The following is a 12,755-nucleotide window of genomic DNA, read 5'->3' as shown; positions in this document are numbered from 1 at the left end:
TCAGCCATGGCTGGAATCGATCGGTACGATCGGTTCCACATCCTGTTTCAGATTGCCGCGATGGAAGATGAACAGGCCGGCAAGCACGATGATGCCGGCGCCGACCAGCATCTGGGTATCCGGAAAATCCCCGAAGAAAGCCCAGCCGAGCACGATCGCCCAGACCAGCAACGTATATTGCAGTGGTGCTAGCACGGAGGCGGGAGCAAGCTTCAGCGAGCGGGTGATTAGCAGATGCGCAGCGCAGGCGACGACGCCGAGCAGCAGGAGAGCAAGCAATTCCCCGGTATTGAACGGGCTCCAGGCCCCGATCGTCAGAAAACCACCGGCGACGAGGGCGGCGAGCGTCTGCCAGGTGACGAGCGTTGTGTCCGTGGCCGAGCGGAGCCTGCGGTTCAATACCAGCGTCAGCGCGAAGGAGAGGGAACCTACCAGGCCGAAGATCGACGGCAGCGAGAGCATTTCCGATGACGGACGAAGTGCGATGACGACGCCGGCAAAGCCGATGAGAACCGCCAGCCAGCGCCGCCAGCCGATCCGTTCGCCGAGCAGGAAATGCGACAGCGCCGCCACATAGATCGGTCCGGCCATGTAGAAGGTCATGACGTCGGCGAGCGGAAGATAGGTAACGGCCGCATAGAACAGGGCGGTGTCGGCGGTGCAGAGCACCATGCGCAGCACATGCAAAGGCCGTTGCTCGACCTTGTAAAGCGCCGAGAGCGGCTGGCGGGCGAGCATCGGGCCGAGCACGAAAAAGGCGCCGACCGAGCGGATCAGCAGGACCTGCCCAACGGAGAAGCTGGCGACCAGCCATTTGCCCATGGCGTCGTTCAGCGCAAACATGAAATCGCCGAGCAGCATCAGCAGAACGCCAAGAAGAACCGCGTTGCCGCCGACTGCGTAAGCCGCTCTTTTGTTCATGATCTTCGAGCGCTCCGAGTCCGTCGCATTATTGAAAGTTGCGACTTACCCCGCCAGACGGCCGCCTTGCAAGGGTTTTGGCGCACCGGTGGTTGTCGGGAAGCTGATCGGCTTGCCGCGCAGCACGCGAACGGCGAGGAAGGCGAAACATTCGGCCTCGACCGCATCTCCGCGCCAGCCGAACTCATCGGCCGAAACGGCAGTGACGCCGGCCCGGCTTTCCAGCATCGACATGATGGTCGGATTGTGCCGGCCACCGCCGGAAACGATCAGTCGTTTCGGACGGCGCGGCAGAATGTCGAGCGCCTTGCCGACGGCAGAGGCGGTGAAGGCGGAAAGCGTTGCCGCGCCCGTCGCATCTTCGAGGCCATCGGCCATGGCGGCGGTAAAGTCGAAACGGTCGAGGGATTTCGGGTAGGGCGCGCTTAGATAGGGGTGTTCCAGCAGTTTGGTGAGGCGTTCCTCTTCGACCTGGCCGGAAGCTCCGAGCACGCCGCCGCGGTCCATGTCGCCCAGTCCACGGGCCTTCATGAAATCGTTGAGCGGGGCATTGGCCGGGCCGGTGTCGAAGCCGATGACGGTTTCTTTTCCATCCCACCAGCTGACATTGGCGACGCCGCCGAGATTGAGCACGGCGCTGTCGCCCGATGTATCGAGGCTGCGCAGCAGAGCAGCGTGGTAGGTCGGCGCAAGCGGGGCGCCCTGGCCACCGGCTGCGACATCCGCCGAACGGAAATCGTAGGCGACCTTGGAGCCTAGGATCGAGGCCATCAACTCGCCATCGCCAAGCTGGCGGGTAGCACCAAGGCGCTCCTTGGTCGGTGCACGGTGCAGCACGCTCTGGCCGTGGAAACCGACGATGCCGATATCGGCCATGGCGAGGCCGGCGCTTTCGACGAGTTCCTTGACGGCTTGCGACTGGGCGCGGGTTAGAGCTTCTTCGGCCTCGGCAAAGATCGCAGGATCGGGGCCTTCGAAATTCCAGACACGGGCCTGAGCCAGCGTCTCTTCCAGCAGCGCGCGGATTTCCTGCGGGTAGGGCGCGAGCGTATAAGCACCGAAGGTGTCGATCGTCTCGCCGTCGGTCTTCAAGAGCGCCACATCGATATTGCCGTCAAGAACGGTTCCGGTCATCAGGCCGACGGCCCAGATTGGCTGCATGATCGAGATCCTCAGGCTTGATTGAACAGGTCGCAAACGGCCTGCCGCAAGGGCAGGATGCCGCTGTCGAAATGGCGGGTCGGGTGAACGCGGTTGGTGAGCAGGGTGACGGCGCGGCCACGATCGAAATCGACCAGCAGGCTGACGCCGGTAAAGCCCGTATGGCCGATGGTGTTGACGCTGCAGCGGCTACCGCCCCACCAGTCGGTGAAGGGATGTTCCCAGCCATGGGTGCGGCGGTTGGAAAGCGGCGTCTGCATCAGCTTCAGGGCGTTGGCAGATGCGCCGGTGCCATCGAGAAGACCTGTCGCGAAATCGAGGACCGAAGTGACCGTCCCGAACAGGCCGGCATGGCCGGAGCCTTGCAGGGCAAAGCAGTTCTCGTCATGCACCTCGCCCGAGATGACGCGATGGCGGAAGGCGCAATCTTCCGTCGCGGCGGTGTTTTGCGGATCAGCGGACCAGGCGAAACCCTTGCCGGGATCGAGTTCGCGGATCGTCTTCACCTTGGCGAGCCGTTCCAGCACGAAACCGAGCAGGATGAAGTTGATATCGGAATAGACCGGCGGGCCGGCGCGCCATTCACGCTGCAGTATGAAGGCGCGAAGCAAGTCCGGGTCGCGGTCATAGGTATAGATCGGCTCGACACCGGGGAAGGGCGTTTGGTGGCCCAGGCACTGGCGGAAGGTGATCTTCCGCTCCCAGGCATCGGCATTGTATTGGCGGAAGTCCGGCAGATGGGTGACGATCGGGGCGTCGAGATCGATGACGCCATCGTCAACCAGCTTCAGGATGCGCGTCGTGGTGAAGATGACCTTGGTCAGCGAGGCGAGGTCGAACCATGTTTCCAGCGTCATCGGCCGTTCGGTCGGGACGATCTGGGCTGAGCCCATGGCGCGGGTCATGCGGCCGTGTTTCAGATCGACGATGCCGAGGATGCCGCCGGGGATGCGCTTGGCGGTGATCGCCTGTTCCAACGGTTTGAAGGTGCGGTCGAAGACGTTGGTCAGTTCAGCGTCTGCGATCTGGTTTTCCATCGTCATGCCTCCGCTCTCGCCCGATGATCTGGCCCGAATTCCCGCCACTGCGCTTCCGGCGGCTCAAAGCCCGGCGGGCGAACGAGGGACGGGACTTGGCGGGTGTCGATCTCGAAATGCTGGTTGCGGCGATCGATGCTCGGCACGGCGGAAATCAGCCGTTTGGTATAGGAATGTTGCGGGTTGGACAGAACCGAGGCGGCATTGCCGATCTCGACGATCTGGCCTGCGTAGAGCACGGCGATGCGATGGGCTATGCGCTCCACCACCGCCATGTCGTGCGACACGAAGAGATAGGCGAGGCCATATTCCTTCTGCAGATCGACCAGCAGTTCCAGCACCTTGGCCTGTACCGAAACGTCGAGCGCGGAGACGGCTTCGTCGAGCACTACCACGGATGGGTTGAGCATCAGCGCACGGGCGATGCAGAGGCGCTGGCGCTGGCCGCCGGAGAACTGGTGCGGGTAACGCTCCAGACTGTCTTCCGGCAGGCCGACGCGCTTCAGCAGCGCTTTCATCTTTTCGCGCGTCTCGTTCGTCACTCGGCCACCGGCGGCGATGACGGGTTCGGCGAGGATGCTGTCGATCCGAAGGCGCGGGTTGAGCGAGGCATAGGGGTTCTGGAACACCATCTGCGTTGCCGGATCGGTCGCATCGGTGATGCTGCCCTTGTGTGTCGCGAAGCGGCCGCGGGTCGGTTTGACGAGGCCGAGGATGGCGCGGGCGGTTGTGGATTTGCCGGAACCGCTTTCGCCGACGATGGCCAGCGTTTCGCCGGGCATCAGGTCGAAGCCGACATTTTCGACGGCGTGGACGGAGCCCTGGGCGCGGCTGAACATGCTGCCTTTCACCTTGAAGCGTACGACAAGGCCATCGACGTCTAGAGCCGGCGTTTCCTTCTCCTTGCGGGAGAAATCGGCGCGGGCGGCGCGACCGGATTCGAAATGCGGCACGGCGCTCAGGAGGTGTTGGGTATAGGGGTGCTGCGGCCGGTCGAGGACTTCAGAAAGCGCACCCTGTTCGACCGCCTGGCCTGCCTGCATGACCATGATCTGGTCGGCAATGCCGGCGACGAGGCCGATGTCATGGGTGATGAAGATCATCGCCATGCCGGTCTCGCGCTTCAATTCGCCGAGCAGCGCCATGATCTGCGCCTGCACGGTGACGTCGAGCGCGGTCGTCGGTTCATCGGCGATCAGCAGGCGGGGATTGCAGGCAAGGGCGGTAGCGATCATCACCCGCTGCAGCATGCCGCCGGAAAGCTGGTTCGGTGCGTAATTCAGGCGGCGGGTCGCATCAGGGATGCGCACGCGGTCGAGCGCGTCCTTGGCAGCGGCGGTGGCCTGCCTGCCGGTCAGGCCACGATGCAGGCGAAAGCTCTCCTCGATCTGGGTACCGATCGACAGGACCGGGTTGAGCGAAGTCATCGGCTCCTGGAAGATCATGCCGATTTCCGAACCGCGGATTTTTTCCAGCACCGGTTCTTTGGCTTCCGTGATGTCGAGCACGCTGCCATCGACGCGGGTCAGCTTGATCGAGCCGCCGATGATCTTGCCGCCACCGAAATCGACGAGGCGGTTGATGGACAATGCGGTCACTGACTTGCCGGAGCCGCTTTCGCCGACGATCGCCATCGTCTCGCCGGCGGCGAGGTCGAAGCTGACGCCCTTGACGATTTCGTTCTTGGCAGGATCGTGACCGAAGCCGACGCGGAGGTTCGATACGGAAAGAAGCGAGGTCATGCGGTGCGGCTCCTCGTCTTGGGGTCGAGGATATCGCGCAATGCGTCGCCGAGCAGATTGAAACCGAGGATGCTGATCATGATCGCGATGGCCGGGAAGATCAGCAGCCAGGGCGCCGTTTCCATCAGGTTGCGACTGTCGGCCAGCATCAAGCCGAGCGAGGAGGCGGGCGGCTGGGTACCGAGGCCGAGGAAGGAAAGGCCGGCTTCGGTCAGAAGTGACCATGCGAGCGCCAGCGTCACCTGCACCGTCAGCGGCGCGACCAGGTTAAGCAGCAGGTGGCGGGTCAGGATATAGCTCTTGCTCGAGCCGAAGGTGCGGGCCGCATCGACGAATTCGCGCGACTTGATCGAGAGCGCGGGGCCACGCACGACGCGGGTGAAGATCGGCGTATAGACGATGGCGATGGCCGCCACGCTGGTCCAGGTGCCGGGTCCGGCGATGGCGATAATGAGCAGTGCGAGCAGGATGGCCGGGAAGGCGAGCAGCACGTCCATGATGCGCATCACGAGCCCGTCCCAGAGCCTGCCGAACCAGGCGGCGGTCAGCCCGAGAATGGTGCCGGCGATGGTTGCGAGTGCCACCGCGGAGACGCCGACGAGGAAGGACTGGCCGACGCCCTTCATAAGGCGGCTCGCGACATCGCGGCCGAAGAGGTCGGTGCCCATCCAGTAGACGATGCTTGGCGCATGCAGCCGGTCGATGCGGTATTGCTGCAGCGGGTTATGCGGGGTGAGGTCGAACAGGCCGAGTACGGCGACGACGACATAGATCAGCACGATGGTACCGCCGATGCGACCGCTCGGATGGGAGAAAATGGCGCGCAGCATACCCATCAGCCGCCTTCTCCAAGACGGATGCGCGGATCGAGCGTCACGTAAAGCAAATCGACGAGCAGATTGACCACCAGAAAGTTGAAGGCGATGAACAGGACGCAGCCCTGCACCAGCGCGTAATCGCGCTGCAGGATGGCTTCCAGAACGAGGCGGCCGAGGCCGGGCAGGGCGTAGATCTGTTCGACCAGAACCGCGCCGCCGAGCAGATAGCCGAATTCGACGCCGGAGAGCGTGACGACCGGGATCAGGGCATTCGGCAGCGCGTGGCGCCAGATGACGCTACGCTTCGGCACGCCCTTGGAGCGGGCGGTTCGGACGTAATCGTCGGAGAGCACGTCGAGCATGGCGGAGCGCGAGATGCGGGTGACGGAGGCGGCGAAAGCGAAGCCGAGCGTGATCGCCGGCAGGATCATCTGGCCGAGATTGCGCAGCGGATCGGTCAGGAAAGGTGTGAACTCGCCCATGGTCGGCAGGATGCCGAAGCCGGCGGAAAGGGCATAGATGATCAGCAGGCCGACGACGAAATTCGGGGTCGACTGGCCGATCATCGCAAGCACTCGGACGATGAGGTCGGAGGCTTTTTCGTTGCGGGTCGCAGCAAACACGCCGGCCGGCAGGCCGACGGCGAGCGCGACGACCATGGACATCAGCGCGAGTTGCAGGGTCAGCGGAAAACGTTCGAGGATGATCGAGAGCACCGGCTTGCCGTGGATGACGGAAATGCCGAGATTGCCTTGGAAAACGCCGATCAGCCATTTCCAGTATTGGATGAGGATTGGCTGGTCGATGCCGAAATAGGCCGCGAGCGATTCACGCTGGGCGGGGGTCAGAAGGCCCGCTTCGGTGCCGAGCATGGCGGTGATCGCATCGCCCGGGATCATGCGGATGGCGAAGAACACGAGGATGGAAACCCCGAGCATGACGAGCGGGAAGGTCAACAGCCTTCGGGCGAGGTAGCTCATGGGGTCTCCTTAGTGAGCGGTCGAATCTTCCCTTCTCCCCAGCGGGGAGAAGGTGGCCCGAAGGGTCGGATGAGGGGCCAAGTGCTCGGGGCTCGCCATTGAGCGGCATACAGCGGAGCCCCCTCATCGCCTCGTTTTACTCGGCACTTCTCCCCGCTGGGGAGAAGGGGGAGGCTGCCTCACGGTCGTGATCTCCCCCATGCGATTGCCGAATTAATTCAGCTTCACCTTCGTCAAACCGAACAGCGAACCTTCCGGGGTCGGTTCAAATCCGGAGACGGTCTTCTGCTGGGCGGTATAGCTGTAGGACGTGTAAAGCCAGACCCATGGCGAGACTTCGACGAGGTGCTTTTCCAGGTCGGAGAAGATCACCTTGCGCTTGGCGACGTCGGTTTCGACACGGCCTTTCTGCATCAGGCTGTCCAGCGTATCGTCGATATAGCCCGCGACCTTCTGCAGGTTGCCGGTCTTCGTCCAGTAGCGGTTATACATCGGGTACGGGTCGGCACGGCCGCCGTTCAGCGCCACCGCCATGTCGAAATCGCCCTTCAGCCAGGTGTCGACATAGACGTTCAGCTCCATCATCTTGATGTTGAGCTTGACGCCGATTTCGGCGAGCTGCGACTGGAGAACCTGGGCTTCCGCGGCAGCGGTCGCCGGCTCGCCATTGGCGGCGATGACGGTGGCGGAGAAGCCGTTTGCAAAGCCGGCATCGGCCATCAGCTTCTTCGCCTTGGCAAGGTCCTTCTTGTAGCAGAACAGCGTCGAGGCATCGCTGGTATAGCCCGGCATCGTCAGCGGGCCCGTCACCTTGCCTTCACCGACGGAAGCCGTGTCGAGCACGTCCTGACGGTCGACGGCGCAGGAGATCGCCTGGCGCACAGCGAGATTGTCCATCGGCTTGCGCGAGGCGTTGAGCTGCAGCACGTGGTAAGCGAGAACCGGCGCGCGGTTCAGGATCAGGCTGGTTTCCTTCGGCACGAGGGTCGCGACCAGCGGATCGTTGATCAGCGCGAAATCGATCTGCTTGGTGCGCAGTGCCGCGAGGATCGCGGTCTCATCCGGCAGGACGCTGATGTCGATACCGTCGATATTGACCTTGCCGCCGGCCCAGTCCTTGTTGGCGGAGAGCGTTTCCTTGGAGTTCGGCTCCCATTTGTCGAGCTTGAACGGGCCGGAGCCGAGCGCTTTGGTGCCGATCGTGCCGGCGGTGATTTCAGCGGCGGGGACGATCGCGGCATTGATCGAGGCCATGGCGGCAAGCAGCGGCACGTCCGGCTGCGAAAGCTTGAAGACGACGGTCTTGTCGTCCGGGGTTTCGATCGAGGCGATCGACAGGAAGTTGGCGCGGGCGACGGCAGCGGTCTTTTCATCGAGCACGCGCTCGAAGGAAGCCTTCACGTCGGCAGCGGTCACCGGCTTTCCGTCCTGGAACTTGGCGGCCGGGTTCAGCTTGAACGTCAGCTGCTTGGCATCGGGCGCAAATTCCCAGGATGCGGCGACGGCTGGTACGATCGTCAGGCTCTTGTCGAAGCGGACGAGCGGTTCATAGATCAGTTCCAGCAGACGGATGGACGAAAATGCCGGCTGCTTGTGCGGATCGAGGCCAGTTGCGTCCTGCTTCCAAGCCATTTTCAGATTGGCGGCTGAGGCCGGCGAGGCGATTGCAGCAGCCGTCAGCGCCGTTGCAAGCGCCAGTCCGGACAGAAGTTTAGTCGAAAAGTGCCTTCCCATTTCAATTCTCCCTCATTGAGTTCCGTTTTGCCTTCGGCCGTCGGCTCTCTGGGCCCGGCCTGTCATTTCGCAGCTTTACGCTGTCTTCCCATTTATCGCGGTCCGAAGGAAGCCTCCGGCATTTTGAAGCGCTGCACGTGCCGCGTCGACATCCATTCCGGTCAGTGCGATCAAGATCGCGAGCTTCACGTCATTATTGGTAAGATCGAGCACCCGGCGCGCCTCCTCGGCCGTGCAGTCCGTTGCCTGCATGACGATGCGGGCGGCGCGGGCGTGAAGCTTCTGGTTGCTGGCATTCATGTCGACCATCAGGTTCTGATAGGTCTTGCCGATGCGGATCATGCTGGCGGTCGTCAGCATGTTGAGAACCAGTTTTTGGGCGGTGCCGGATTTCAGGCGTGTCGAGCCGGTCAGAATTTCAGGGCCGACCACCGGTGAAATAGCGATATCGGCAATGTCGCCGATCGCCGAGCCCGGATTGCAGGACAGTGCCACCGTCTTCGCACCGATCGATTTTGCGTAGTTCAGCGCACCGATGACATAAGGTGTGCGGCCGCTGGAGGCGATGCCGACTAGCACGTCGGTGGCGGACAGGTTGATCTTGATAAGATCCTTGCGGCCCTGTTCGACATCGTCCTCGGCACCTTCGATCGGATGCCGCAGTGCATGGTCGCCGCCGGCGATGAGGCCGACGACCATTTCTTCCGGCACGCTGAAGGTCGGCGGGCATTCGGATGCGTCGAGCACACCGAGGCGGCCGCTGGTGCCGGCGCCGGAATAGACAAGCCGGCCGCCCTTGCGAAACGCTTTGACGATCTCGTCGACGGCGGCGGCGATTTCCGGAATGACCTTGCTGACGGCGGTAGGCACGTTGCCGTCTTCTTCATTGATGCGCCGGAGCACGTCGATTGTCGGCAGAAGATCGATGTCCATGGAACGGGGGTTGCGGTCTTCGGAAACCAGTCTTTCCAGCTCGGACATCAACTGTGCGTCGCTCATGACCTGATCTATCCTCCGGATGGGCGTTCGGGAGGCCATGGGAACAGGCCGGAACGCTCCTCTGCTTTTTCAAAAGAAGTAGGATCAACCATTCCATGAGTCAACCGATATTCGGAATATATTATTCCTATTGCCAATGTCCCGCGCTGGTCATGCCGGAAGCGCACCGATGGATTTTCTGGCGAGGATGATGCCGCCGGAAACGGCGTCTCCATCGGCGGGCTTCAGCCGGCGGCGGACATCCGGCGCCAGCCAGGCTTCGAGCGGGGTCGAAAGTCCGCCAAGCAGGGTGACGCGGGGAGCGCCCTGATCGAATAGCGTGCGCACTAGCGTGTCGATGTGCTCCGCGGCGCTCTGGACGATCCGGCGGCCGGCGGAATCGCCGTGGTCCGCATGGCGCATGACCATCGGGGCGAGTGCTGCATAGTCGGTCGCCGAAGAGCGGTCCATCCAGGCGACAGCCTCCATTGGATCGCCCTGGAAACGCTGCATGACTTCTGTCAGAAGGACGGTTTTTTCGATGCGGCCATCATTGGCGCGCAGCGCCAATTGAACGGCTTTCAGTCCAAGATCGGCGCCGCTTCCTTCATCCGAGATCGGAAAGCCGTAGCCGCCGACGCGGAGGTTTCGACCTTCGGCAAACCCAAGGCCGATCGAGCCCGTGCCGGCGATGACGATTGCGCCTTCGCGGCCCGAATGGGCGCCGAGGCAGGCCCCCATTCCGTCACTGACGAAATCGACGCTGGCAAAAGGGTGCGGAATAGCGCGCAATGCTTCGATCGCGCCGATGCGGCCGATGCCGGCAAGGCCGATGCCCACATGGGTGCGGGAAATCTCATCCGGGCCGAGGCCCGATTCATCGAGCGCGGCATTGAAGGCGCGGGAGATGGAGGCCCAGGCCTCCTCGATACCGAGGCGGGTGGTAGCGGGGCCGGACAGGCCCTGGCCGAGCACGGCACCGCTTTCGTCTTCGATGCGGGCGCGGCAGCCGGTGCCGCCGCCATCGACGCCAAGGAAGTATTGCTGCGTCGTCGTCATGCGCTGATCCGCTCGATATCGGCCCCGCAAAGTCTCAGCTTGCGATCAAGCTGTTCGTAACCGCGGTCGAGGTGGTAGACGCGGTTGACGATGGTCTCGCCGCTCGACACCAGTCCCGCCAGAACGAGGGAGACGGAGGCGCGCAAATCCGTCGCCATCACCTGAGCACCACGCAGGGGCGGGCCGCCGCGCACTACGGCCGTGGTGCCCTGAAGGGAAATATTGGCGCCGAGCCGGATCAGCTCCGGCACGTGCATGAAGCGGCTTTCGAACACCGTTTCGCGGATCAGCGTGGCGCCGTCCGCCTGGGTGGCGAGCGCCATGAACTGTGCCTGCATGTCGGTCGGGAAACCCGGATAGGGTTCGGTGGTGATATCCGTCGGCCGCAATGGGCCATCGCGCGAAACGACGAGACCACGATCGCTCGGCCAGACGCTGACGCCCATGAATTCCAGCATCTGAACGGTTGCGGCCATGTTTTCCAGCCGCGCATTGGTGAGTTCCAGCGTGCCGCCGGTGATCGCCGCGGCGACCGCATAGGTGCCGGCCTCGATGCGGTCCGGAATGCCGTGATGTTTCGCCGGCTGCCAGCTGGTCGAGCCTTCGATCAGGATGCGGTGGGTGCCGGCGCCTTCGATCTTCGCGCCCATGGCGATCAGGCAGGCAGCAAGATCGGCGACCTCAGGCTCGCGGGCGGCATTGAGGATTTCCGTCTCGCCCTTGGCGGCGGTCGCGGCCATCATCGCGGTCTCGGTGGCGCCGACCGAGGGCGAGGCAAGCACAATGCGGCCGCCTTTCAAACCGCCGCCGGGTGTATTTGGCGTGGAAGCAACGATCAGGCCGTTTTCGATATCGATAGTGGCGCCGAGCGCAGCCAGCGCCTTGATATGCATGTCGACGGGGCGGGCGCCGATGGCACAACCGCCGGGCAGCGAGACACGCGCCTGGCCGAAACGGGCCAGCAGCGGACCGAGCACCAGCACGGTGGCGCGCATCTTTCGCACGGTGTCGTACGTGGTTTCCGTCGAGACGATGTTCCGAGCGTCGATGATGGTCGAATGGGCGGCGCGCGTCACTTCCGCACCATGCAATGCCACGACGCCCAGCATGTTCTCGACATCGCTGACCTGCGGCAGGTTGGTGAGCTCGACCGGGTAAGGGCTGAGCAGCGTTGCCGCGATCTGGGGTAGGGCCGCGTTCTTGGCGCCGGAAATGGTGACACCACCCTGAAGCTTGTGGCCGCCGACTATCCGCAATCTGTCCATATCGAAACCTGCCCGAAAAGAGCCCGGCCTCGATTCCTTCCGGGCGATTGAAGAACCTAACCCTGTCGGCGTCCAAGTCAATCAACTGGAATTTTTTATTCCATGCCGTGGTGGCGCGGGTGATCGTCCATGATATGCTGCGGCGAGGCGCTTGCAGGTCGAAGCCGCAATGCTATGTTCCGCACTCCCGTGCTTTCAAAGGACCATATGTCTATCTTAAAGAAGATCACCGCGCAGCTTGAGGACATGGCGCCGGCCGACAAACAGATCGGCCAGTTCATCCTCGACAATCCAGACCAGATGCTGAAGCTCTCTTCCGCCGCACTCGCGGCCGAGACGGGACGCAGCCAGTCAAGCGTGGTGAAGTTCAGCCAGAAGCTCGGTTTTGCCGGATATCAGGAGCTGAAGCTCGCCGTCAGCGAGGCGAAGGCCCAGGAATGGCATGCGCCGCCCGGCATGATCCACGGTTCGATCGAACTCGGCGACAGCTATCTGACTATCCTGCAGAAGCTGATCGGCAGCAAAATGCTGTCGATGCAGCAGACGCTTTCGGTCAACAGCGAGCCGGAGATCGAGAAGGCGCTGACGGCGCTCGATACCGCGCGTCGTATTCACATGGCGGGTGTGGGGGCGTCGTCACTGGTGGCGCGAGACTTTTCCTATAAGCTGATGAAGCTCGGTCGCAATGTTCTGCATGACAGCGACAGCCATGTGCAGATGGCGAATGTCTCTACGCTCAGCCGGGACGACGTGCTGTTTGCGCTGTCCTATTCGGGCAACAGCATCGAGACGCTGCGGATTGCCGAAGTGGCGCGCGAGCGGGGGGCGACCGTCATTGCCGTCACCGGCCTGAATGGCGGGCCGCTGGGGCAGGTGGCGAATATCCGGCTTTACACGGTAGCGGATGAGGAGCGGGTTCGCTCGTCGGCGATCACGGCGCGCGATGCGCAGCTGATGCTGACCGACCTGTTGTTCATCCTGCTGGTGCAGCGGCAGCCGGATGCGAATGAATATGTTCACAATAGTGAGCTTGCTGTCTCAGTTTTGAAGATGAAATGAT

General features: G+C 62.9%; 11 protein-coding genes. 1 reads left to right on the top strand and 10 read right to left on the bottom strand.

What is annotated here, in order from left to right:
• From KX729_RS15710 to murA, 10 genes are all read right to left on the bottom strand, one after another.
• Nucleotides 1-921, bottom strand: a complete 921-nt coding sequence (locus tag KX729_RS15710) for a DMT family transporter (protein WP_219743411.1) — start codon at nt 919-921, stop codon at nt 1-3.
• Between the two features lie 45 nt (nt 922-966).
• Nucleotides 967-2,082, bottom strand: a complete 1,116-nt coding sequence (locus tag KX729_RS15705) for an anhydro-N-acetylmuramic acid kinase (protein ID WP_219743410.1) — start codon at nt 2,080-2,082, stop codon at nt 967-969.
• Between the two features lie 11 nt (nt 2,083-2,093).
• Nucleotides 2,094-3,119 (bottom strand): serine hydrolase domain-containing protein, encoded by a 1,026-nt coding sequence (locus tag KX729_RS15700; protein WP_219743409.1) that lies wholly within the window; start codon nt 3,117-3,119, stop codon nt 2,094-2,096.
• A gap of 2 nt (nt 3,120-3,121) precedes the next feature.
• Nucleotides 3,122-4,861 (bottom strand): ABC transporter ATP-binding protein, encoded by a 1,740-nt coding sequence (locus KX729_RS15695; RefSeq protein WP_219743408.1) that lies wholly within the window; start codon nt 4,859-4,861, stop codon nt 3,122-3,124.
• Complete coding sequence (locus KX729_RS15690) at nt 4,858-5,697, bottom strand: ABC transporter permease (protein WP_219743407.1); 840 nt, start codon at nt 5,695-5,697, stop codon at nt 4,858-4,860. Before KX729_RS15690 ends, KX729_RS15695 begins: the two co-directional genes overlap by 4 nt.
• Nucleotides 5,697-6,659 (bottom strand): ABC transporter permease, encoded by a 963-nt coding sequence (locus tag KX729_RS15685; RefSeq protein ID WP_219743406.1) that lies wholly within the window; start codon nt 6,657-6,659, stop codon nt 5,697-5,699. Before KX729_RS15685 ends, KX729_RS15690 begins: the two co-directional genes overlap by 1 nt.
• Nucleotides 6,660-6,872: 213 nt before the next feature.
• Nucleotides 6,873-8,393, bottom strand: a complete 1,521-nt coding sequence (locus tag KX729_RS15680) for an ABC transporter substrate-binding protein (protein WP_219743405.1) — start codon at nt 8,391-8,393, stop codon at nt 6,873-6,875.
• Between the two features lie 75 nt (nt 8,394-8,468).
• The gene (gene murQ / locus KX729_RS15675) at nt 8,469-9,392 is read right to left on the bottom strand and encodes an N-acetylmuramic acid 6-phosphate etherase (RefSeq protein ID WP_219743404.1); all 924 of its coding nucleotides are present in this window, start codon (nt 9,390-9,392) and stop codon (nt 8,469-8,471) included.
• 150 nt (nt 9,393-9,542) lie between these two features.
• Nucleotides 9,543-10,430 (bottom strand): glucosamine kinase nucleotide-binding domain-containing protein, encoded by an 888-nt coding sequence (locus KX729_RS15670; protein WP_219743403.1) that lies wholly within the window; start codon nt 10,428-10,430, stop codon nt 9,543-9,545.
• Nucleotides 10,427-11,695 carry a UDP-N-acetylglucosamine 1-carboxyvinyltransferase gene (murA, locus tag KX729_RS15665; protein ID WP_219743402.1) on the bottom strand — a complete coding sequence of 423 codons (1,269 nt, stop codon included), beginning with the start codon at nt 11,693-11,695 and terminating at the stop codon, nt 10,427-10,429. Before murA ends, KX729_RS15670 begins: the two co-directional genes overlap by 4 nt.
• A gap of 207 nt (nt 11,696-11,902) precedes the next feature.
• Between murA and KX729_RS15660 the strand changes: the two genes are divergently transcribed.
• Nucleotides 11,903-12,754, top strand: coding sequence for a MurR/RpiR family transcriptional regulator (locus KX729_RS15660; protein ID WP_219743401.1), 852 nt, complete (start codon nt 11,903-11,905; stop codon nt 12,752-12,754).
• Nucleotide 12,755 lies beyond the last annotated feature (1 nt).

Source organism: Neorhizobium populisoli (assembly GCF_019430945.1).
GTDB classification, from domain to species: domain Bacteria; phylum Pseudomonadota; class Alphaproteobacteria; order Rhizobiales; family Rhizobiaceae; genus Neorhizobium; species Neorhizobium populisoli.
Note: the sequence above shows the minus strand (reverse complement) of the source record. Positions and strands in the feature narration are given on the sequence as shown.